We start from the raw sequence: 21949 nt of genomic DNA, 5'->3' as shown, positions 1-21949 counted from the left end.
GCCTCGAAACCAAGTCTTTTCGATTTCAAGGCTTTTACTTTATTCATTCAAGCTTTGCACTGTCGGTGTCGTTAAATTTTTATGACGTTTTACAGGGTCCAATCTGCGCTCAACAAAACCAAGTATCACATCTGTAATGATAGCCATAAGTGCTGTAGGAATAGCACCTGCTAGAATAATCGCTGTACCATCGGTAGCATTTGTACCGCGGATGATAATATCACCCAGTCCTCCGGCTCCGACGAAAGCTCCGATTGCTGTAATACCAATTGCAACAACAAGTGCAATACGAATACCCGCTATAATAACGGATAGTGATAGTGGTAACTCAATCATATACAACACTTGAATTCGCGTCATGCCCATACCTCTACCAGAATCGGTAAGATCCTTATTAATATTATTAATACCCGTATATGTGTTTTTAATAATCGGTAGTAGTGAATACAAGAACACCGTAATAATGACCGTTGTTTTTCCAAGTCCCATTCCTAACATAAGAATCGCTAGTAATGCTAGCGCCGGTATAGTTTGTATAATATTAGCTATCGTAATGATAAATCCTGATAATTTAGCGTATTTTGAAATAAGTATACCCAGAGGAATCCCGACGATGGCAGCTAAAATCACACCGTAAATAGAGATAAGAAAATGTGTGATAAACTGCTCAAATACATACGAACCATTTTGAGAGAAGTAGTAAAAGAATTGTTGAAACGTATTTAAATCAGTCACTCTTTTCCCCTCCTTCTTCAACTTTAAAATAATAATGCTCTTCTAGAAATTTTTCGGCTACGATAGCTGGTTCAACCAGATTATTGTCAGCTTCGTAATTGAGCTTTTGTATCTGCTCTGTTGAAATTTTACCGATTAATTTTTCAATTGCCGCTTTTACTTTTGGTTTTGCTTCTAGTAATTCATTTTTTGCAAGAGGACTAGCATCATATGGTGGGAAGAATTGTCGATCATCCTCTAATACAATGAGATCATAACTTGCAATACGGCCATCTGTTGTATAACCAAGAATTACGTCCATTTTACCAGCTTCTACCGCATCATAGACAAGCCCAATCTGCATTGGATAAACGTCTTTAAAATCAAATCCATACATTTTCACAAAGTCTTTATAGCCGTCTCCTACCCGATTGATCCATGAGTTATCGACACCTGCTTGTAAGTCTTTTGCGATGTTTTTAAGGTCACTCACTTTTTTCAAATGATGCTTTTCAGCCATTTCACGTGTGACCATGAATGCATAAGTATTTGCAAAACCATATGTGTCGAAAAATGTTTGATCATAGCGCTCTTGGAATATTTTTTGTACAGTATCCATCGCTTTTTTAGGATCTTTAACAGGACCTTCTTTTAAAGCCCCGGTAAGGTCTGTTCCTGTATAACGCGTTGAAGAAATATTTGCATCGCCGTTAATCATTGCTTGATGCAGTACGACACTTGATCCTAGATTATTAATCAGTTCTACTTTTTCATCCGTTTCATGTTCAATCATTAATTTCAGCATATTAGCCATGATCTTACTTTCTGTTGTTGTCATTGAAGCAATTTTCACGTCATTATCATCACTTGAACCAGTTAGCGAACAAGCAGATAAAATTAACACTGTCATAATCAAGCCTATGGTAATTATTTGTTTATATTTCATAAGCATGTTCCCCTCCTAACGCTCAATTTTTAAACCTCTTGGTGTAGCCCACTTTTCTACTTTAAATAATATAAAGTCAGTAATTAAAGCCAAAATAGTTACTAATGCGGCGCCGCCAATAATAAATTCGGGTTGGTAAAGGTTCAGTCCATTAAAAATAAAATCACCTAAACCACCTGCTCCTATGTAAGATGCTAAAGTTGCCCATGAAATAGCATAGACTGCAGATAATCGAATACCTGACATAATAACAGGTATTGCCAATGGAAGTTCAACCATCCCGATGGATTGTATTTTTGTCATTCCCATACTCATTCCTGCTGCTTTAAGTCCTTGATTAACAGATTTCATACCAATATACGTATTATTTAAAATAGGTAATAGCGTGTAGATAAATAGAGCAATAATTGCAGGTACTTTCCCAACTCCCAAAAATGGAATCATAATTGCTAAAATAGCTAATGAAGGTAGCGTTTGTAAAACACTCGTAATACCTAAAACGATTTTAGCGGTTCTTTTCAGTTTTGATAATAAAATGCCTAAGGGAACTGCCACGACAATACCTAAAAATAATGCTATAGCAGATATATAAAAATGTTCCCATGTTTTTTTCAAAATATCCCCGCCGTTTTGTGTTATAAAATCAATCATTTACTCACGTCCTTTCTAATTAGTTAGTTTTGTTGAGTATGAGTTTCTCTTTGTTATTCTAGATTAATAACATTTGTATCCCCTTCTATTTCTTCATCACCCCAAATAGTGTCATAGACCATGTCCACAATATTGGCACGTGTAACAAGGCCGATTAAACGGTGCTCTTCATCTACAACGGGAATATGTTTTAAATTTCGTTTTAAAATGCGACGTACTGAATCTTGTAATTTTGTACCATTCCGTACATAAAAAACGTCTTTTTCTACTGCTTCAGAAATGCTAGAAGTAGTATGTCGTGCTGTGGTTAAACCTTCAACATCGATATAGCCTTTTAGATGATTTTGTCCATCAACGACAAACAATGTGTCGACACGTTTTGTCACCATTAAACGAAAAGCATCATTAATACTTTTCTCTAATGTAATAGAGATTGGTTTAATCATTACATCATCAACAATTTTCGCACTTGGTTTTTCTTGTATTAAACGGTGAGAGCCGATAAATTCACGAACAAATTCATTAGCTGGGTTAGATAGGATATTGTCAGGAGTATCAAATTGGATAACTTGGCCACTATGCATAATACAAATACGGTCTGCCAACTTAATTGCTTCATCCATATCGTGCGTGACGAAAATAACAGTTTTGCCAAGACGTTGCTGTAAATCTTTCATCAAGTCTTGTAACGTGTCACGCGTAATAGGATCTAATGCACCGAATGGTTCGTCCATTAAGATGATGTCTTGGTCTGCGGCTAATGCTCGGAGCACGCCGATACGCTGTTGTTGACCACCAGATAATTGCGCGGGATATAGATTAAGATAGCTTTGGGGTAAATTAACGAGTTCTATGAGGCGTTCTGCTGTTTGATCTTTCTTTTCCTTTGACCATTTTAACAATTTAGGTACAAGTGTGATATTTTCACGAATGGTCATATGTGGCATGAGACCAATTTGTTGAATAACATATCCTATACTCCTACGTAATGCTACTGGATTCTTCTTCGATAAATCTTCCCCTTCCAAATAGATGGTACCTTTGGTCGGTTCTATCATTCTATTAATCATACGCATGGCAGTCGTTTTCCCACTGCCACTCGTACCGATAAAGGCGACAAATTCACCGCGTTCAATTTCAATATTCATATCGTCAACGGCTTTCTTTCCCCCCCTATACACTTTCGATAAATTCTCTATCTTTAGCATAAGTATTCCCCCTCAAATTTATAACCTAAGATTAGTTTACCCTCTTTTGATAAGTGATAAACCTAAAAAGTATAATAAGTTAAAAAATATTCACTAAAATGTATAATCATTAAAAATCTAACTAGAAGTTCTATATGATTTTTAATTGTAATATTAGGCACATACTACGATTCTTAATCCCTACAAAAATACTTTGTTTTTCATATTGACTTTCACTTTTATAAAAAGTAAAATAATTGAAACAATAAAATATTACTTATCACGAGAAGCTAAGGGACTGGTCCGATGAAGCTTCAGCAACCACTGTCTAACAGAATGGTGCTACTTCCAGCAAGAGAAATCTTGGCCGATAAGGGTGCATATACAACGTTAAAGCTCCCTCTTTTATAAATGGGAGATTTTTTATAGCTTCAATACATAGTAATTCTATAAGAATTATAAACTTAGAGGATATGAGGTTGATTTATTATGAAAGAGATATTTATAAGAACAGAGCTACAACGTCAATGGTTAAATAAATTGGCGTTACTAAAAGTTCAAATCGCAAAAAGTGCTGCGACTGTAGATGAATTATCTATATTCCCAAAAGAGAGTTTTAGCCAACTTCGTGAAATTGGCTATTCCGCAATTACTTTACCAAAAGAATTTGGTGGCGAAGGGTTTTCAGTTTACGATATGGTTCTTTTGCAAGAAACACTTGCTAGCTACGATGAAAACACTTCACTTTCAATGGGCTGGACTCTAGGTGTTATAGGTGAATTGTATGAGCAGAAATTATGGACAGCTGACCAGCTTAATTTCTTTGCAAATGAAGTACAAAATGGTGCTATTGTGAATCGTTCTGTAAGTGAAGCGCGCACCGGGAGCCCCACTCGTGGCGGACGTCCTGGAACAAATGCAGTTCGATCTGACAATGGATGGCTTATAAACGGACGCAAAACCTTCACAACGGCTTCCCCTGTTTTAGATTATTTTTTAACCTCTGCTTGGATTGAAGATAAACAACAAGTTGGGTTCTTCTTAATTCACAAAGATACCACTGGACTATCTATTGAAGAAACATGGGATGTAATGTCGATGCGTGGCACTTCTAGTCATGACTTAATCTTACAAAATGTTAAAGTAAGTGACTCGGATTTAGTCGAATTACCAAACCATCCGAGCGGTGGTAAAATCAATGGCTGGTTATTGCATATTCCTGCAACATATTTAGGCATAGCACAAGCAGCCCGTGATTATGCAGTTCACTTCGCAAATCACCATCAACCAAATAGCTTAAATTCACCTATATGTTCATTACCGAATGTACAGCATCTATTAGGTGAAATTGAGTTAAAGCTACAGCAATCTAGATTTGTCCTATATGGTACAGCTGAAGCTTACGATGATCCACAGCGAAGAGATTCATTGACACATGAAATTGCTGTTGCCAAACATACAGTGACTAATGCAGCCATTGATATCGTTGACAAAGCAATGCGCGTAGTAGGTGCAAAAAGTTTACAAAACTCTAATCCATTGCAACGATATTATCGCAATGTACGTGCTGGGCTACACAATCCTCCAATGGATGATATGACCATTACAAAATTGGCATTAACAGCTATTGAAGAACAGAAACAACAGAATTAGATTGTCTATTAATAATTAAAAAAAATTAAAAAGGAGATTTAAGATATGTTCAGTAAAAAATTATTAAAATTTGCAGCAGTCGGTATTACTTCAATAGCAATTTTAGCTGGTTGCTCAACAAGTGAGGCATCTGATTCCAAAGGCAAGGAAGATTCATCAAAAGTACGTACGGTGAAAGTTGCCTTTGATCAAGCTAGTAAGCCCATCTCATATATTGATGACCAGGGTAATCCAACTGGATACGATGTAGAAGTAATGAAACTAGTGGATGAATTATTACCAGATTATAAATTTGAATATGTAGGCACAACTAGTGACGACTTATTAATTGGTGTCGAACAAGGTAAATACCAAGTCGGTGTCAAAAATGCCTTTTTCACTGAAGAGCGTACAGAAAAATTCATCTATCCTAAAGAGTTCCTTGGCTTAAGTAGTGCGGGCTTGGTATTACGTAAAGAGGATGAAAATATTAAATCTCTAAAAGACTTTGCATCAGCAGGATTCTCTCTAGCACCAATTGCTGCAAATAATGCTCAATATACAGTCATTGATGAATACAATCAAAAAAATCCAGATAACAAAGTGAAACTAAAAGCTGGAGATGCTTTCACTATCGATATTGTTCAATGGGTCAATGAAGGCCGAGTAGATGGCGGTGTAATGATTGAAGGTATGTTCGATCAACAAGTTTCTGCAAAAGAAGGTGCTTATCACAAATTAGCAGATGACATTGTGTATAACGAATTTGCTGTTATTAAAACATGGCCACTGTACAATAAAAAAGAACAGAAATTTGCAGACGCATATGACAAAGCTATAAAACAAATTAAAGAAAAACAAAAAACAAATGAACTGAGCAAAAAATTCTACGATCGTGATTTATTTGAAGTACTTGAGCAAGTGGAACGTTAATTGTTTATGCATACGTAACTTCCTTAGGCTGTTGAGTCATTAAACTCAACAGCCTTTCCAATACAAAATGAAGATGGTGAGCATATGGAAAAATATTTTGATGCATCTTATATTTGGGAGTCACTCCCTATTTTACTCCCTTTTCTAAAGGTGACATTTATGATAGCAGGTCTGTCCATTTTACTAGGTTCTTTTTTTGGTTTATTGCTTACGATAGCCAAGCTGAGTAATAGTAAAATTGCTCAGAAACTCGCAAACGTTTATACAACTATCATGCGTTGTACACCTTCAATTGTGTTACTATTTCTCGTTTACTATGGTGTACCTGCCCTAGCTGAAAATTTCGGCATTAATCTGCATGATATTGATACAGCAATATTCGTTATTGTAACTTTCACACTACAATTTGCAGCAATTATATCTGAAGTAATTCGTTCATCTTATGGATCAATTGATAAGGGACAATACGAAGCTGCTGTGAGTGTTGGTCTAACGCCTTTTCAAGCGTATCGTCGTATTATTTTTCCACAAGCTTTGGTTGTAGCACTACCAAATCTCGGTAACGGAATAATCGCCTTACTACAAGAAGGTGCACTTGCGTATACAATTGGGCTAATCGATGTCGTTGGAAAAGCCAATCTCATTATCGCCAGCAATATAAATGCACATGCTCTAGAAATTTTTATCGCTTTAGCAATCATTTATTGGGTATTGTCATTAATCATTGAGAAAATCTTCTCGATACTTGAAAAATTCTTTAGTAAAGGTAAAAAAACATTAGAAACAACATAAGGAGGTACGCACATGTCTGAAGGATTAAATTATAAATTTTTGATAGATACATTTTTCGTCGCATTGTCTGGTGTACCTGTTGCGCTACTTGTGACTATTGTTTCTTTACTGGTTGCTATACCACTAGCATTTTCACTCGCTTTAACACGAATTTATCGAATACCTTTTATACAACGTCTAGCTCAGGTCTATGTATCTTTTGTGCGAGGAACACCTATTATCATTCAAATATTCATAGTTTATAGTAGTGTTCCATTGATTTTAACAGCACTATTTAAAAAATATGATATTGCTATTGATGTTTATAAAATCCATCCGATTTGGTACGCTTTTATCGTTTTTTCATTTAGTACTACCGCAATTTTAATTGAAGTTTTCCGTTCTGCACTTAGTACGGTCAACAAAGGTCAATTAGAAGCTGCACACTCGGTAGGTTTAACGACTTTTCAAGCATATCGACGCATCATCATTCCACAAGCACTTGTGGTAGCACTACCAAATATTTGTACAGCAACCGTCAACCTCATCAAGGCTACTTCCCTTGGCTATGCAATGTCTTTACAAGAAATCACATTGAAAGCTAAGGTCGCTGCAAACGTAGGCTATAACTATGTTGAAGCCTACTTAGATATATTCATCGTGTACTTAATCTTATGTAGTGCTGTTGAATACGGCTTCAAATTATATGAAAAACATTTACGCAAATATAAAATAGCAAATGCTTAAAACTGGGGTGTAATGATATGTTAAGTATTAAAAATGTACATAAATCGTTTGGTGAAAATGCAATATTAAAAGGTGTCGATTTATCCATTGATAAAGGCGATGTTGTAGTTATTTTGGGCCCTAGTGGATCTGGTAAAACAACATTGCTACGTTGCCTTAACTTTTTAGAAAAAGCGGATCAAGGTCATGCCACTTTTGGAGAAATTGATGTCGATTTACATGATGCAAAGAAAAAAGATATTCATGCTATTCGCAAAAAAATTGCTTTCGTCTTCCAAAACTACAATCTATTTAACAATAAAACGGCGCTTGAAAATGTCATAGAGGGTCTTATTATTGGACGTAAAGTGCCAAAAAACGAAGCCATTGAAATCGGTAAAAAAGCTTTAAGTAAAGTGGGCCTTACCGACAAATATGATGCGTACCCAAGCGAACTGTCGGGTGGTCAGCAACAACGTGTTGGTATTGCACGTGCAGTTGCTTTGAATCCTGATATCATTCTTTTTGATGAGCCTACATCCGCCCTAGATCCAGAGCTTGTTGGTGAAGTACTAACTGTTATGAAGAATATCGCCAATGAAGGCACAACTATGCTTGTAGTAACCCACGAAATGTCCTTTGCTAAGGATGTAGCTAATCGCGTCATCTTCATGGATGGGGGTGTTGTCGTTGAGGAAGGTAACCCTCACGAAATTTTCGTCAAACCAAAAGAAGAGCGCACGAAGAAGTTTTTAAAACGTGTTCTGCCTGAGGATTATACTTTCTATATTTAATACATCAAAAAAACGCCCACCTCTACTTGGAGAGCACTGAAAAAGTCCCTAAAATGAATTTTAGCCATGGCGGAAACGATTAATTGTTTCTGCCATTTTTTCTTTAATGCCATTAATTTCCGTTCCGGTGGACGCTTTACTGGGGACGAACCTTGAGCCTCCTCGTCGCTAACACTCCTGCGGGGTCTCAAGATGTTCGCTAGTTCCCCAAGGAGTCCCCGCCTGCACTCCAATCAACTATATGCCAAAAGCAAAACGGGATTCAATTTCCAAAAAATCATCCCAACATAAAGAGGAAGGAGCTTTTCAAGAAACGAAAAGATTCAAAGACTTAGCGAAAAATAGAGAGTTGAAAAATACGCATGGATACATTTGACCTGGAAGTCCAAGGAGCTACAACAATATTTGCGGTGAATTTGAAACCTATTTTGAAGCTATTTAAAATAAAAAGACCGTAGATAAACTCGAATTTCTTTGACTACAGTCTGCGCCCATCTCTATTTGGAGGCGGGCGTAATTTATTTCATTTATTTACGTTTCCATAATACTAACATCGAAATTGTGATAAATGTAAAACCTATAAATGCTAAAAACGGAATCGTTATAAATCCTAGCCAGTTAATATATTGCCCTGAGCAAGGTACGCCATTTGTGCATGTACTGAATTCCTGCATTGCAGGTATTTTTTGTAACGTATAATGATATCCAGAAAGCAACATCCCAATGATTGACATCGGAAGTACATACTTATAAATCTCTTTATCATTTCGGTAAAATGCCATCCCTAAGAAAAAGACAAGTGGATACATTAATATACGCTGATACCAACAAAGCGTACACGGTATAAAGCCCATTTTTTCGCTAAAAAACAAACTTCCCATCATAGCTATAATTGAGGTTACCCAAGCAAAGAGAAGTGATTTATTTACCATTAGCGGCCTCCTTTTCCACCATTTTCGCAAAATCATCATATGTTTTACCAGTGAATTGCTTGCCATTAACATAGATGCTCGGAGTTGATTGAACACCAAGTTTCTTTGCTATACTCATATCCTTATCCCATGCTTCTTGTCCCTTATTTTCTTCAAAAGCTTTCACTACTTTTTTCGTTTCTTTTTCAGTAGCCACTTCAGCTAACGCTTTTTTTAAGAAATCCTCTGTATATAAGTCTACTTTTTCATACTTTAAATCCTCTGGTTGTTTACTGAAAAGTAGATCATGGAAAGACCAAAACTTCTCATTTCCTAGTTCTTTATAGACCGTTTCTGCAAATTGAGCAGATCGATTTGAATCGATATTAATAAAAGAATAATTCATAAAGTAAAACTTAGCTTTCCCTGTTTCAACAAAGTCTTTATAAATAACAGGGACCATTTGATCATTAAAATCTTTACAGTTCGGACATTTATAATCACCGAATTCAACAATACTAACTGGTGCTGATTCTTTACCTAAAAACGGCTGCCCTTTATAATCGATTTCCGCCGACTTTTCTGATGATTTCGTTAAAAAAACGATACCTACGATACAAACTGCTATGACACCTACAAACCAAAATATTTTCTTAGACAATTAAAACACTCCTAATTCATACTACGTAACGTAGTGTAATGGGGTAAAAAATTTACGCCAAGGCGTAAATAAATAATGCACAGATGCAACTAAATATTGTTAAAGATATGAGTAACATCTTCACTGGAAGGTTCCAATGGATTTCCCTTAACGGGTCTATTATATGGCCAATCCTATAATTGACAGAAGTATCTGCAAATGATGCATAAGTAAACGGCATTTTGTCAGGTTTGCTAACTTTTAGCATCTTCAACAAGGCGCTCCCTAGGTTTACAGAAGTCTGTTGTTCTTCAATCGCATATTCATCCGCTAGTAATTCCTTCACGATTTTATAGTTCTGATTACACCAGTCTAATATCGGAATATACCACATCGTGGACGAACAAAGTGCCATTAAAAAAATTTTAAGAGGATCACGGTGTTCTTTATGATACATCTCATGTGAAATGACAGCAGTTAATTCATCTTCAGTTAATAGCTTCATCAATCCTGTTGAAAGAATGATCTTAGGATGTATGAATCCCATCGTAATTGCTATTGGTGTGGGATGCGATATGACGATAAATACATCTTTTCCTTTGCAATAAGTACGATTCATATCAATTGTAAGCATGTAGTCTTTATATTGCTTAAATCTCCTCTTCATACGAATAGCATGATAGAATTGAGATCCTATTTTCCACAATATCAAAATTAACGTATAGATGACGAGCATATCAAGTATATAGTCGAGTGAGGATAATCCAATTATTTTCAACCAGCTATGACAAGTTACAACGATATTATATTGAACGTTCCAACCAGCAAGCTTTGCGACGAAATACAAAACCATTTGTAAAAAAATTGTTCCCGAAATAACCAGTGAAGCTATGAGCATGGTAGACGAATGACGTTTATGCATACTTTACATATCCTTTTTCAGTTCTTTGATTTTTTCCTCGAGCATAGCTACAAGATCATCATCGACATCTTCTAATGCATTCAACATATGGCTAACTACTACATTACCAAACTCGTCCATTAACTCATTGGTCATTTCCTTTGATTGTGTATTCAAAAAGTCTTTTCTTGAGAGAACTGGCTTATACAAAGAAGATCTACCTTTTGTTTTTTTTTGGAGAATTCCCTTGTCAACTAATCGATTCATCACTGTCATGACTGTGTTGAAATTCGTCAATTTTTCTTGATCGAGTATTTGTTGTACATCTTTGATAGTCATTTCTACATCGTTCCATAGGATATCCATAATCTTTGCTTCTAACGGGCCAAAAAAGCGATTCAACCCACTTTCGTTCATTTTAAATTTTCGAATCCTCACGATGTAATCACCTCACATTACCCATTGTAGTGTTACGTTCATATCCAGTCAAGAATTGTCCTCCGAAAATCATATATCATCTTAAAGTTATAAAAACATATTGAAAATTTATTACATTTCCGAGTTCAGAGAGTATTTTTTAGAAAAAAACTGTTAAGATATGCGTATGGATTTTCTATCATGGGCAGCATAAGATTGGAGGTATCGTCATGATTGAACCAAATAACTCATCTATCTGCGCAATCACATATCATATAGTAGAACGTATTACAGGTTGGTTTGAACAAACAACAAAACGAACTACTCATCACATACATTTATACGCCGATTCAGTTTCAACTGCTAAAAACATATTTAAATTAGAACATATTCATGACATGTCATATAAACCTTTCTCTAGTGGCTCTGGTTTATTTTATTTGCATACGAACCAAGGTGTATTTATGTTTGAAATCGAAGTGGACCCTACTCATTTTATTCAAACGTATAAAAAAATACGTAGCTGAAAATTCTTTTCTATTATAGATACTGGCTGCTTCCATAATTAAATACGGAGGAGCAGCCTTTTGCTCTAGATTGAAGACAAAAGACAGTGAGTGAGCTCATTCCAACTGCTTTTAAAATCCCCCTTATTTTTCCTAAATAGATCTTTATTATTATTTAGAGTAGTACACTACAAGTACCAACTTTTACACTTTAAAGGATTAGATTTATATTAGCGATATCCTTCTTTCATTGTGATTGAAGGTGTATTATATGCAGCACCCAATGTGCGAACTAAATGGTCTTATGGAACAAGTTGCTCATTTGTAATTAGCTCTAATTGGTCGCGCTCATGATTTTGGTTTCTAGTCATCATTTTCCCTCACCCCAAGGTTATTCTTACTTTCAATGAATGAGTTGATAAAAATATAGAAGGTAGCATTTTATTGGTTTGAAGAAGCGTCCGCTCGACTCCTGCGGGATTAGCGAGACAGACGAGACCCTGCAGGAGCGTAGTGACGAAGCGGCTCGGCGCTCGCCCGCGGAAAGCGAGCGGTAAGCTTCGGAAAACCTGAAATAACGTTTATTGATTATGCTTTTGGAAAGCTGAGAGAGCCTAGATATTTTAAGGATTTAACTTAAAAAAAAGAAGCTGTAGCTTGTAATTATAAGCAACTGCAAAGACAACTATTTCCGCCACCACACAAGAATCTTTTTAATAGTACATTACCTCATTGTTCTACCATCATTCATGGGCACTCTATTATCCTCTAATACTTCTTATAAAGCATTCAGGTGCAATGTGAGCATTCCTGATTTATAATAAAAGATAAGAAATGAATAGAGAATATAAGTTTCGGGTTAAAGAGAGGCGCATATTTTGCGTCATGAGTAGGTGAAAAAGGGTTTTATGTTTAAAAATAGGAAAATAAAAATCCGTGTATCTGGATGGTCAGCACTTCTAATTTTGATAATGATATTATTGCTTGCACTTTTTTTAGTAGCGACTGTGCCGCTATTTGGATTTTATGGTTTGTATAATTTGTTTGCTAAGTATGATTTAGCATCTATACAAATCTTCGAGCATTGGTATAGAAATGGTTTCTATTTCGGTTGGTTTTTATTACTGATTGCCGCAATGATGTTCTTAGTGGACTTCATAAATTTATTTGTCGTTGCGAGCTTCAATCTACTTTGGTCTAAACCGGTGGCAATGATTAGTTATATCGTACAAACTGCTGTTTGTGCTATCCTCTTTAAAAGTTTATTAGTAATGAGCTTTAGTCGTATTGATGTAACATGGACGGGTTCTATTATTTTATTTGTACTTTTATATATTATTGTGGCCGTTTTTAGTTATGAAAAATCAGAGCCATCTAATAAAAATGATTGAATGTAGTAGGAGCTTCTTTCATAGAAGCTCCTTTATTTTTTGTAAAAAGCAACCTTTCCAAGGGTTGACTCAACCACTAAAATTTGATAATATTTCAATCGTTCGGTAATTATATCGATTTTTTTGTTCGGTAGATTTCGAACTTCATGTGAGTATAAACTTGTTTTTGAGCTTCTAACACTCGGTTAGCTGCTCTTTTTTTGATTATTTTTAAAAAAAATCCGACATTTTGCCAATCAATCAGCAATGTCGGATTTGCTATGAATTTTCTATTATTATTTATTCTATAATTACTTCCTACTAAAAATTTTACTCCGGAGATTATCAACCCTCTTCAGGTAGAATTTATCACCACCAAAAAGTTGGATATTCTCTTGTGCTTCGCATGTTATTTATTATAAGTGCAAAAATAACAATTATTAGTGAACCTATTAATACGGGAGTAATAATATAATGCCAACTGTAGTTTCCCAATATAATAATACCGGGATCTGCTCCTGCTGGTGGATGTGTTGTTTTAGTAATCATGACAAGTGCTATAGCGATAGCTACTGCAAGAGCAATGGCCCATGGTTCGTTACCAAAAAGATTCAGCATGATGATACCAACTGCACTTGATAATACATGACTACCAATAATATTACGTGGCTGTGATAGTGGTCCATTCCAAAGTGCAAAGGCTAGTATGCAGCTCGAGCCAAATGGTGCCATGAACCAAAGTGTATTAGTCATTTGAGTTAGTTCAAGGAGTACAAAGATTGTGATATAGCAACCAATTAATGCCATCATTATATCTTTCCAATTTGTGTCAAGTTGTTTCCCTCTCGCATTAATCACTTTACTACAGCTAGCTGAATAATAAAGGAGTATTAATATTTTTATTTATATTGCTAGAACGTTCTTTACTAGCGTGAATGGTATATTAGAATTTATTTTTACTCATATTAATAATCTTATCATCTGTTTAATCTAAAAAAAGATATCCACAAGGGATATCTTCTTCTTTATTAGTGATTAATATATAATTCAAATACTTCTCTGAAATCTTCTTTAACATATTATACGAAGTAACATTAGCACAGGTTCCATTTCTTATTGAAATTTACTTAGAACGTTTCTTACGACGATATGATGGCCACTCACTTTCACTTGCTTTAAAGTTATAAACCGGTTTGATAATCGTTTTAATATCTACAGTATGTTGGACATTTTCAAGAATTTCTTCCATCGGTTTATAAGCCATTGGTGCTTCATCCAGTGTTTCCCTATTAACTGATGATGTCCAAATACCAGTCATTGTTTTTTGATAATCCTCAAGATTTAAGTTTTTATTTGCTTGAGTACGACTCATAATGCGCCCTGCTCCATGTGGGGCGGAATTGTTCCAATCTTCATTTCCTTTTCCATAGGCAATAATGGAACCATCACGCATATTAATCGGGATAATGAGTTGTTCCCCTTTTTGCGCAGAAATAGCTCCTTTTCGTAAAATCATGTTATCGGTATCGATATAGTTGTGAATGGAATCAAATTCTTCAACGATATGTTTTTCAAAATCTAAATGCTCGATAATAGATAGCGCGATTTGACGACGATTCTCTTTCGCAAATTGCTGTGCAAGTTTCATATCATGGATGTAATTTTGGAAATCCTCACCTTGTACATACGCAAGATCCTTCGGAATAATTGTTGTTTCTTTTTGATATTGCTTAAGGGCTTGTTGAATTTCTTGAAAGCGCCCTTGTTCTTTCAAAGTAACGACTATTTCTGATACGTCACGGAGCTGTATTTTTTCATATGCTAACTTTTGATAGTATGTTGCGATTTTAGCACCTACTGAGCGGCTCCCAGTGTGAATACATAGATAAAGATAACCGTCCTCATCTTGAGACACTTCTATAAAATGATTGCCACCGCCTAATGTACCGAGGCTAAGCTTACTTCTTTCATCATTTAGAATATGAGAAGCTACAAATTGCTTTGCCTTTGGAAAATTATTTGTGACGTATCGAATACTGCCGTTGTCATGTAAATTAGTACCGGATGGAACGTATTGTTTTATGGTATCATCAAGCTTTTGGAAATCAATGTCGATAGGTGCGATTTTTGTAACGTGTACACCACATCCCACGTCGACTCCTACTAAATTTGGTACAACCTTATCTTTCAGCACAATAGTTGTACCAATAACACAACCCTTTCCAGCATGATAATCCGGCATAATGCGGATTTTAGCACCGTGTAAAAATGGTTGGTCACATAATTCTTGAACTTGTTCTACTGCTTTATCCTGCTTAATATGAGAGAATATTTTCGCATTTGTATGCAGTCCCTGTACTTCAATCAATTGGGTCATCTCCTTGTAATTTTTTCCGCCGGTGTAGTTTGGGCTATTTTAACATAGAAGGTGAATGATTGGAATTATGATATGCAGTGAAAAATGGATGTGTATACTATACTTACATTATTAAAATTTTATGCCGAGGAGGTTTTGTAATGAACACACAATGTATTTTATTAATAGATGATGAAGAGGATTTGGCAAATTTGCTACAAACAGTGTTACATAAAGAAGGTTTCTCAAATGTTATAACAGCTGGAACTATTCACGATGGTTGGGTCAAATTCCAGGAAGTAAAACCTGATTTAGTGCTACTAGATATTATGCTCCCTGATGGTGAAGGCTATGATTTGTGCAAACAAATTCGTGAGGTATCAAATGTTCCCATTTTATTTATGTCTGCGAAGGATGAAGAGATTGATAAGCTCTTAGGACTTGCAATTGGTGGGGATGACTATATTACAAAACCATTTAGCCCTAAGGAAGTAGCATATCGGGTGAAGGCGCAACTAAGACGAGCAAGTTTTTCTGAGGAGAAACCAGTTTCAAAAACTATTATTGTGGGACCTTTTGAAATGAATACTGATGGTACTGAATTAAAGAAAAATGGAACAATAATTGAGTTAACGGCTAAGGAAATTGGCTTGATGAATTGTTTTATCCATAATCCAAATCAAATTTTAAGTAAGGAAACGTTATTTGAACGTGTTTGGGGAGAAGATTTTTTCGGTTCGGATAATACAGTTATGGTGCATATACGCCGATTACGCGAAAAAATTGAGGATATCCCCTCGAATCCAACATTCTTGATCACCATTAAAGGTCTTGGCTATAAATTAAATAGTAAAGGGTGATGCTAAAGTGAAATGGAGAATAACTGGGCGTTTTTTATGGTCAGTTGTAATGATTGTCATTATTGTTGGCATTATCAATACTGTGCTATTAGTAGGACTACTCTTTAATCGAGCTAACTATCCTGCTATAAGCCCTTCTGATACATCTGCTGAAGAATTCACACGTTCCTTCACTCAATATGTGGAGATAAAAAATGGCTTACCTGTTGTGAATGACGAAGGTGTAAAGGCTTTAAAGGACAAGCATGCATGGGTACAATTTTTAGATTCTAATGGGCATCAAGTTGCTGCTTTTGAAACACCAGATAATCTAGCTACGAGCTACTCCCCTATGGAAATAGTGCAAATGTATAAATTTAAAGAAGTTGATGGAGATACTACTGTTTATATTAGTACAATGGATGATTTGGATTATTTTATAGGTATGAAAAATTACGGTGTTGGACGTTATGTTTTGACCTATGATTATACGCAATTTTTTAAATTTATTAACCTACTTTTAATAGCATTTTTAATTGTAGATGTACTAATCGCTTTGATCATTGGGTTATTATTTTCTCGCTATTTGACAAAACCACTTTACACTTTGATCGATTTCATCGGGCAGCTACGTAACCGACAATTCAATAATATAAACGTACCAAAAGGTGTTTATAAAGACGTTTTTCTTAATGTAAATGAGCTTGCCAATAAATTAAGTGAACATGAAAAAGAACAAAATCGCTTAGATCAAATGCGTGAAGAATGGATTAGTAATGTATCCCATGATATGAAAACTCCTCTTGCGTCAATTCAAGGATATGCTGAATTGATGAAAGATGATGCTGAAAATCTCACAACTAACGAAGTACAAGAATATACAACAATTATTGAGAAAAAATCTATCTATATGAAAGATTTACTCGATGACTTAAACTTAACTACTCGTTTACGTAACCATCAACTACCTATGCATTTTGAAGATATTAATATCGTGAGCTTTATTCGTGAACTAACGATTGAATTATTGAATGATCCTCAATTTGGTGAACGTCGTGTCGAGTTTGTTAATAATGTGAATAAAACCGTGCATAAAGTGGATCAAAAATTATTGAAAAGGGCAATTTTGAACTTTATCTACAACGCACTTGTGCATAACGATGAAAAAGTGTGTGTAACAATAAAAATTGATAGCGCTTATCCACAATGTGAACAAGTTGAAAGTGGACAATCTTCATATTATAAAACACGCATAACAATTTCTGATAATGGTCGAGGCATTCCACCTGAAGATATCGCACAAGTATTTGAACGCTATTATCGTGGATCAAATACGAAAAACACACTTGGTACTGGACTCGGAATGGCAATTGCTCGTGATACTATTTTCGCTCATAAAGGTGATCTTCACTTATCTAGTGTAGTAGATAAAGGCACAACAATTATAATATTACTTTAGAACCAGTGTATGTTGGTTTGTGCTTCCTGCTTACGCAGACTACGAAATGATGGAGATGGAGTTAAGAGTCTAAATAGATTTAGGTTATTATGTCCAATCCACCTTATTCCTCTTTCATATGCTAAGAAAAAAAGCAGGTGAGAAAATGAGTCATGATGGACATAACGCTTCACGCAGAGATAGAGATAAAGAAAATATAGATTCAGCACATCAAGCGTGCATTGACCGCGCTTATCGTATTCCCATATTTTTAAGTACAACAACGCATTTAAATGACAACCAACAACTGTTTCTAAACCGTCTAATTTTGGAGATTGAGAACGCTTTGCTTTTTCCGCGTACATTGCCTCTAAGCGAAAGTTATCCCGAATCGATTTTAACGGATATTCGTCGGTTAGTTTCATCAAGTTATGGAATGTTGGCAGTCAACCTTCGTCGGTTTAAAGTTGAAACAGTCGAGGTCAATACGGGCCCCCTCCCACCACCCACTCCTGTCTGGGAAGGATCCGTTTATTCACAAGTAGAACCCTCAATGGCATATCAATTTGGACTACCCTTATTATTAGTTAGGGAAGAGGATACCGACGCAAATAATGGAATTTGGGCAGGAGGAATTGCCCCACTCAATCTATTTATTGTGTGGCATTCTGAAACACAAACTGTTGAACAATTCTTTAAAACGCCCGAATGGAGATCCGCCTTTGCCAATTGGTGTGCGCAAGTAAGAAATGCCTTTTACATTCAGACAGAACCTAAATTTAAATATAGATGTGATTGATCCTTTAGCTTGGCCAGCACTGTTAGTTTTCGCCTTCTGAAGAAACATTAACTTTATACATCTTTTGAATCGGTATAGCCTCATGTTTCATGAGGCTATTTTTTATTTTTAAAACTTGTCCACTTAAATGAGTTTTTTTAAAATCATATTATTTCTTTTGTTCCTTTTTAGAGGATTTCACATGTTGAAGCAACTATTATCCACAAACCTCCTACATAACTCTTATTTTCCCATTTGAACTGATTACTCTGTGACATGGGATGATGATACTTAACTTATTTTGACCATTTACTCCCTACAGTTCTTACAGCTTTTGCTTTCCATACTGCTCTAATGGATAGTACGTTCTCTTATTGCTATGGCTAACTCCTAAAAAAGGTGTTAAAATTGATGAAATTCTCTAAAAGGAGCACAAGTATGCAACAAAAAATATCATTTTCTACCTATGCCATCATTGGTACGATGCTATTCGGCATGTTCTTTGGTGCGGGAAATTTAATTTTTCCTATTCAAATGGGGCAACTCGCTGGCACGAATTTTTGGCCGGCATTAATTGGCTTCCTCATAACTGCAATCGGACTGCCTTTTTTGGGGATTTTAGCATTTGGTTTATCTGGGAGTAATGGATTGCGTAATTTAGCAGGTCGAGTCCATCCACTATTTGGAGTCGTCTTCGCAGTGGTACTTTACTTAACCATTGGACCGTTTTTTGCGATTCCACGGACAGCAACGGTACCTTTCGTAGTCGGTTTTGAACCGTATATCAATCCAGCATATAGCAGTTTATATCTCGGGCTCTTTAGCTTTGTGTTTTTTGCCATTGTCTATTTTTTCTCTTTGAATCCAGCAAAAATTATCGACTATATCGGCAAATATTTAACTCCTGCGTTTTTAGTGTTTTTATTCATCTTAATTGTCATTGCCATCGTCAAACCGATGGGTCACTTCGGTAAGCCAACTGGTAACTATAGCGGCTTAGCCTTTATAACAGGCTTTAAAGAAGGGTATAACACGATGGATGCTCTTGCGTCACTCGCATTCGGGATTGTTGTCATCCAGGCGATTAAGGGACAAGGCATTACCAATCCGAAAGAGATCGCGAAAACCACTTGGAAATCAGGCATTTTCGCCATGGTACTGATGATGCTGATTTACGGACTCATTACCTATATGGGGGCATCGAGCGTGTCGGCCATCGGGACATATGATAATGGCGGTTTAATCTTTGCAGCAGTGGCTCAGTATTATTTCGGATCATTCGGTTCCATTTTATTAGCAATTATTATCGTACTAGCTTGTTTAAAAACGAGCATCGGACTTATTACGGCTTGCAGCGAGTTTTTTAATCAAACATTTCCGAAAATAAGCTATAAATTGTACGTTCTAATACTATGTCTTATGTCATTTTTCATTGCTAACTTCGGTCTAAACAATATCATTCAATATGCGGTCCCCGTATTAATGTTACTGTATCCTTTAGCCATCGTTCTGATCGTATTAGCCCTTTGTTCATCGTTATCCGGCCATAAGCAGAGTGTTTACGCGACCTCAATGTTCTTTACTTTTTGTGTAAGCTTCTTCGACGGTTACAGTGCGTTAGTCGACAGTTTACCAGGCGCGTCTTTCTCCTTATTCGAATCTATCAAATTATTCTACATGGATTATTTACCATTTTACGATATTGGGCTTGGATGGATTTTACCAGCTCTAGTTGGTGCGTTTATCGGTTTTTTATGGCCAACGAGCGCTAAAAAAACCGCTGTTCAATAACCCTAGTTAGGAACCAGCTTAGAATAGCTTCTATGCTGGTTCCTTCTATTCTCCGTATTATAATTCCTATTGTAAAATAACCTCACTTACTAGATACGGTTCACCGAAATTAATGTTAACTTGTATTGATTATTTTCCCTCGTACGTCTATCTCTATTGATAAATGATACAAGGATGTTTGCGTATAGATTGTTGCTCAAAAAAATAAAGACCAAGTTGATCCTACACACGCCCTCGTTCATCGACAAAGCAGGCGTAATGAACATGCTTAGCAATGTCCATACCGACAACGAGTGTATTTTCAGTAACTTGATTAATTTTGTCATTCCATTTAGAATGCATAAGGGAGTCCTCCTTGTTTGATGATGGGTCAATGCTCGTTGACACTCATGCATCATACTAGAGGGCTCTTTTTCTTTCAAGACCCCGAACATCTTTCAAACAGGAATGCTGCCCCGTTAGCTTAATAAGAAATCTCCTTATTCAAATACAACCATTTCTCCGACATCTATAAATCCAAAGCGCTTATAGATATTTTCCCCATCCTCTGATGCTTGTAAGACAACGGGTTTTTGTTTATCTTTTGTTTGAGTAAGAAGGTATTGAAACATTTCACTGCCATATCCTTTACCTCTAAATGTTTCTTTTGTCATAACATCATAAATACCATAACTTTCTTTGCTATCTATTAGTAAACCAGTAGATACAGTTATTTCACCGACGCGTCCAATAAACATTTGAATTTCTGAACCTAAATTTACTTCAGAAAACTTATTAAAATAATTAACTAACGCATCTTTTTCTGGTGTACCTTCAAATAGACTTATAAAAACCTCTTTATATTCCTTAAGTTCTTCAAAATTTCTCACATGAGTAATCATAAGCTGATGGGACTTTCTTTGACCGACATTAAGTGTATTTTCAAGTTTCATCATTACATTACGTTCTACTTCTTTTAGGTCGTATTCTTGCATCAGGTCTTGCCAACCAGCGTTCAAATACCGTGAGTCAATCCAAGTACTAAAGGGATATTCTTTAAGAGACATATTTTCGATGCTACTTCTAATATTAAATGCATTTTTTATATGTGAAGATTTCGGCAAAAGTACATTGAATGTATCAGTGGGTATTTCTGTATTCGCCAAAACGAAATCTTCTTCTTTGATAAGCTTTCCATTAACCGCATGAGTGAATATTCTTATTTTTTCTTCAAGATTGTTTATAACTAATTGTTGATTTGCAATCATTTCTTTGCTCCTCCCAATTAAATATAGCGCGCGCTCTTTTTTATTATAGGAGCAATTCAAATATAATAAAACAATGTTCACAGTTTTTATATCCTCCCATAATTTTCAGAAAACTTAAAGCACACTTGTTTATTTACTCCACAATCTGGCCGATTGTTGAAAGAATGCGAGTCATTCTTTCAACAACTCTATTGTAAATTAAACACCTTTTTTGTCACTGTACAGTTGTTTAATTCTTATTGAACTAAAGCCCCCATTAGTTTAAGTTCAATCATTCACATACTAAAGGGATCGTTAGTCGAATCATTGAATTAACCTTAGAATTGATTCCAGTCTCTTTTTAACAAAGAAAAAGAGTAGTGGTCATAATACTTACCTCTAAATAAATGCTTATCTCTGTA

The 21949-nt window shown here is 35.7% G+C and carries 22 protein-coding genes, 2 pseudogenes and 1 riboswitch; of the genes and pseudogenes, 12 read left to right on the top strand and 12 right to left on the bottom strand.

Annotated elements, in window-relative coordinates; all coding sequences use genetic code 11:
* Positions 1–39 precede the first annotated feature (39 nt).
* From ACQKMD_RS16010 to ACQKMD_RS15995, 4 genes are read right to left on the bottom strand one after another with little or no spacing between them, the layout of a single operon-like run.
* Entirely contained in the window at positions 40–735 is a 696-nt protein-coding gene (locus ACQKMD_RS16010) for an ABC transporter permease (protein ID WP_427753157.1), read from the bottom strand.
* A complete protein-coding gene (locus tag ACQKMD_RS16005) occupies positions 728–1660 on the bottom strand; it encodes an osmoprotectant ABC transporter substrate-binding protein (RefSeq protein WP_427753156.1) in 933 nt (310 codons plus the stop codon). Before ACQKMD_RS16005 ends, ACQKMD_RS16010 begins: the two co-directional genes overlap by 8 nt.
* A 15-nt stretch (positions 1661–1675) precedes the next feature.
* Positions 1676–2311 carry an ABC transporter permease gene (locus tag ACQKMD_RS16000; protein WP_427753154.1) on the bottom strand — a complete coding sequence of 212 codons (636 nt, stop codon included), beginning with the start codon at positions 2309–2311 and terminating at the stop codon, positions 1676–1678.
* A gap of 53 nt (positions 2312–2364) precedes the next feature.
* Positions 2365–3519, bottom strand: a complete 1155-nt coding sequence (locus tag ACQKMD_RS15995; protein WP_427753153.1) for a betaine/proline/choline family ABC transporter ATP-binding protein — start codon at positions 3517–3519, stop codon at positions 2365–2367.
* 253 nt (positions 3520–3772) lie between these two features.
* Positions 3773–3875, top strand: a riboswitch (SAM riboswitch).
* 112 nt (positions 3876–3987) lie between these two features.
* Here ACQKMD_RS15995 and ACQKMD_RS15990 point away from each other — a divergent pair.
* The 6 genes and pseudogenes from ACQKMD_RS15990 to ACQKMD_RS15965 form a co-directional block, all read left to right on the top strand.
* Positions 3988–5151: an acyl-CoA dehydrogenase family protein gene (locus ACQKMD_RS15990; protein ID WP_427753151.1), complete on the top strand. Its 1164-nt coding sequence runs from the start codon at positions 3988–3990 to the stop codon at positions 5149–5151.
* A 45-nt stretch (positions 5152–5196) separates the two neighbouring features.
* The gene (locus ACQKMD_RS15985; RefSeq protein WP_427753149.1) at positions 5197–6063 is read left to right on the top strand and encodes a transporter substrate-binding domain-containing protein; all 867 of its coding nucleotides are present in this window, start codon (positions 5197–5199) and stop codon (positions 6061–6063) included.
* An 84-nt stretch (positions 6064–6147) separates the two neighbouring features.
* Positions 6148–6855, top strand: coding sequence for an amino acid ABC transporter permease (locus ACQKMD_RS15980; protein ID WP_427753148.1), 708 nt, complete (start codon positions 6148–6150; stop codon positions 6853–6855).
* A gap of 12 nt (positions 6856–6867) precedes the next feature.
* Positions 6868–7581 carry an amino acid ABC transporter permease gene (locus ACQKMD_RS15975; protein WP_427753147.1) on the top strand — a complete coding sequence of 238 codons (714 nt, stop codon included), beginning with the start codon at positions 6868–6870 and terminating at the stop codon, positions 7579–7581.
* A gap of 17 nt (positions 7582–7598) precedes the next feature.
* Positions 7599–8354: an amino acid ABC transporter ATP-binding protein gene (locus ACQKMD_RS15970; protein ID WP_427753145.1), complete on the top strand. Its 756-nt coding sequence runs from the start codon at positions 7599–7601 to the stop codon at positions 8352–8354.
* Positions 8355–8601: 247 nt separating this feature from the next.
* Positions 8602–8812, top strand: a pseudogene (locus ACQKMD_RS15965) (IS5/IS1182 family transposase); the annotation flags it as partial.
* 69 nt (positions 8813–8881) lie between these two features.
* Here ACQKMD_RS15965 and ACQKMD_RS15960 read toward each other — a convergent pair.
* The 4 genes from ACQKMD_RS15960 to ACQKMD_RS15945 are packed head-to-tail and all read right to left on the bottom strand — an operon-like array spanning position 8882 to position 11244.
* The gene (locus ACQKMD_RS15960; RefSeq protein ID WP_427753144.1) at positions 8882–9286 is read right to left on the bottom strand and encodes a disulfide oxidoreductase; all 405 of its coding nucleotides are present in this window, start codon (positions 9284–9286) and stop codon (positions 8882–8884) included.
* Positions 9276–9926, bottom strand: a complete 651-nt coding sequence (locus tag ACQKMD_RS15955) for a DsbA family protein (RefSeq protein WP_427753142.1) — start codon at positions 9924–9926, stop codon at positions 9276–9278. Before ACQKMD_RS15955 ends, ACQKMD_RS15960 begins: the two co-directional genes overlap by 11 nt.
* 52 nt (positions 9927–9978) lie before the next feature.
* Entirely contained in the window at positions 9979–10827 is an 849-nt protein-coding gene (locus ACQKMD_RS15950; RefSeq protein ID WP_427753140.1) for a M56 family metallopeptidase, read from the bottom strand.
* A gap of 3 nt (positions 10828–10830) precedes the next feature.
* Positions 10831–11244 carry a BlaI/MecI/CopY family transcriptional regulator gene (locus ACQKMD_RS15945; RefSeq protein ID WP_427753139.1) on the bottom strand — a complete coding sequence of 138 codons (414 nt, stop codon included), beginning with the start codon at positions 11242–11244 and terminating at the stop codon, positions 10831–10833.
* A 209-nt stretch (positions 11245–11453) separates the two neighbouring features.
* Between ACQKMD_RS15945 and ACQKMD_RS15940 the strand changes: the two genes are divergently transcribed.
* Positions 11454–11750, top strand: coding sequence for a hypothetical protein (locus ACQKMD_RS15940; RefSeq protein ID WP_427753137.1), 297 nt, complete (start codon positions 11454–11456; stop codon positions 11748–11750).
* A gap of 887 nt (positions 11751–12637) precedes the next feature.
* The gene (locus ACQKMD_RS15935) at positions 12638–13120 is read left to right on the top strand and encodes a hypothetical protein (protein ID WP_427753135.1); all 483 of its coding nucleotides are present in this window, start codon (positions 12638–12640) and stop codon (positions 13118–13120) included.
* A gap of 348 nt (positions 13121–13468) precedes the next feature.
* Here ACQKMD_RS15935 and ACQKMD_RS15930 read toward each other — a convergent pair whose 3' ends face one another.
* On the bottom strand, positions 13469–13990 hold the full coding sequence (locus tag ACQKMD_RS15930; protein ID WP_427753196.1) for an HPP family protein: 522 nt from the start codon (positions 13988–13990) through the stop codon (positions 13469–13471).
* 232 nt (positions 13991–14222) lie between these two features.
* Complete coding sequence (locus ACQKMD_RS15925) at positions 14223–15467, bottom strand: RtcB family protein (RefSeq protein WP_427753133.1); 1245 nt, start codon at positions 15465–15467, stop codon at positions 14223–14225.
* A gap of 149 nt (positions 15468–15616) precedes the next feature.
* Here ACQKMD_RS15925 and ACQKMD_RS15920 point away from each other — a divergent pair, with 149 nt between their 5' ends.
* The 3 genes from ACQKMD_RS15920 to ACQKMD_RS15910 all read left to right on the top strand — a co-directional run bounded on the left by ACQKMD_RS15920 (position 15617) and on the right by ACQKMD_RS15910 (position 18531).
* Positions 15617–16315, top strand: coding sequence for a response regulator transcription factor (locus ACQKMD_RS15920; RefSeq protein WP_427753131.1), 699 nt, complete (start codon positions 15617–15619; stop codon positions 16313–16315).
* Positions 16316–16322: 7 nt separating this feature from the next.
* A complete protein-coding gene (locus ACQKMD_RS15915; protein WP_427753129.1) occupies positions 16323–17753 on the top strand; it encodes a sensor histidine kinase in 1431 nt (476 codons plus the stop codon).
* A gap of 145 nt (positions 17754–17898) precedes the next feature.
* On the top strand, positions 17899–18531 hold the full coding sequence (locus ACQKMD_RS15910) for a hypothetical protein (protein ID WP_427753127.1): 633 nt from the start codon (positions 17899–17901) through the stop codon (positions 18529–18531).
* A 167-nt stretch (positions 18532–18698) separates the two neighbouring features.
* Here the strand turns inward: ACQKMD_RS15910 and ACQKMD_RS15905 are convergent.
* Positions 18699–18860: pseudogene (locus ACQKMD_RS15905) on the bottom strand (methylated-DNA--[protein]-cysteine S-methyltransferase); the annotation flags it as partial.
* A gap of 88 nt (positions 18861–18948) precedes the next feature.
* Between ACQKMD_RS15905 and brnQ the strand changes: the two are divergent.
* Positions 18949–20301, top strand: a complete 1353-nt coding sequence (brnQ, locus tag ACQKMD_RS15900) for a branched-chain amino acid transport system II carrier protein (protein WP_427753125.1) — start codon at positions 18949–18951, stop codon at positions 20299–20301.
* A gap of 479 nt (positions 20302–20780) precedes the next feature.
* Here brnQ and ACQKMD_RS15895 read toward each other — a convergent pair whose 3' ends face one another.
* The gene (locus tag ACQKMD_RS15895; protein ID WP_427753123.1) at positions 20781–21548 is read right to left on the bottom strand and encodes a GNAT family N-acetyltransferase; all 768 of its coding nucleotides are present in this window, start codon (positions 21546–21548) and stop codon (positions 20781–20783) included.
* Positions 21549–21949: the final 401 nt, after the last annotated feature.

Source organism: Viridibacillus sp. NPDC096237 (assembly GCF_050278625.1).
Lineage (GTDB): Bacteria > Bacillota > Bacilli > Bacillales_A > Planococcaceae > Viridibacillus.
The sequence above is the reverse complement of the archived record's forward strand: the minus strand, read 5'-3'. Positions and strand labels throughout refer to the sequence as shown.

Bases quoted from the DNA above. Each gene is read 5' to 3' on its own strand.
- ACQKMD_RS16005 (WP_427753156.1), bottom strand. From the start codon at position 1,660: ATGAAATATAAACAAATAATTACCATAGGCTTGATTATGACAGTGTTA.
- ACQKMD_RS15995 (WP_427753153.1), bottom strand. From the start codon at position 3,519: ATGCTAAAGATAGAGAATTTATCGAAAGTGTATAGGGGGGGAAAGAAA.
- ACQKMD_RS15935 (WP_427753135.1), top strand. From the start codon at position 12,638: ATGTTTAAAAATAGGAAAATAAAAATCCGTGTATCTGGATGGTCAGCA.
- brnQ (WP_427753125.1), top strand. From the start codon at position 18,949: ATGCAACAAAAAATATCATTTTCTACCTATGCCATCATTGGTACGATG.
- ACQKMD_RS15975 (WP_427753147.1), top strand. From the start codon at position 6,868: ATGTCTGAAGGATTAAATTATAAATTTTTGATAGATACATTTTTCGTC.
- ACQKMD_RS15950 (WP_427753140.1), bottom strand. From the start codon at position 10,827: ATGCATAAACGTCATTCGTCTACCATGCTCATAGCTTCACTGGTTATT.
- ACQKMD_RS15990 (WP_427753151.1), top strand. From the start codon at position 3,988: ATGAAAGAGATATTTATAAGAACAGAGCTACAACGTCAATGGTTAAAT.
- ACQKMD_RS15985 (WP_427753149.1), top strand. From the start codon at position 5,197: ATGTTCAGTAAAAAATTATTAAAATTTGCAGCAGTCGGTATTACTTCA.
- ACQKMD_RS16000 (WP_427753154.1), bottom strand. From the start codon at position 2,311: ATGATTGATTTTATAACACAAAACGGCGGGGATATTTTGAAAAAAACA.
- ACQKMD_RS15960 (WP_427753144.1), bottom strand. From the start codon at position 9,286: ATGGTAAATAAATCACTTCTCTTTGCTTGGGTAACCTCAATTATAGCT.
- ACQKMD_RS15910 (WP_427753127.1), top strand. From the start codon at position 17,899: ATGAGTCATGATGGACATAACGCTTCACGCAGAGATAGAGATAAAGAA.
- ACQKMD_RS15920 (WP_427753131.1), top strand. From the start codon at position 15,617: ATGAACACACAATGTATTTTATTAATAGATGATGAAGAGGATTTGGCA.
- ACQKMD_RS15980 (WP_427753148.1), top strand. From the start codon at position 6,148: ATGGAAAAATATTTTGATGCATCTTATATTTGGGAGTCACTCCCTATT.
- ACQKMD_RS15895 (WP_427753123.1), bottom strand. From the start codon at position 21,548: ATGATTGCAAATCAACAATTAGTTATAAACAATCTTGAAGAAAAAATA.
- ACQKMD_RS15970 (WP_427753145.1), top strand. From the start codon at position 7,599: ATGTTAAGTATTAAAAATGTACATAAATCGTTTGGTGAAAATGCAATA.
- ACQKMD_RS15940 (WP_427753137.1), top strand. From the start codon at position 11,454: ATGATTGAACCAAATAACTCATCTATCTGCGCAATCACATATCATATA.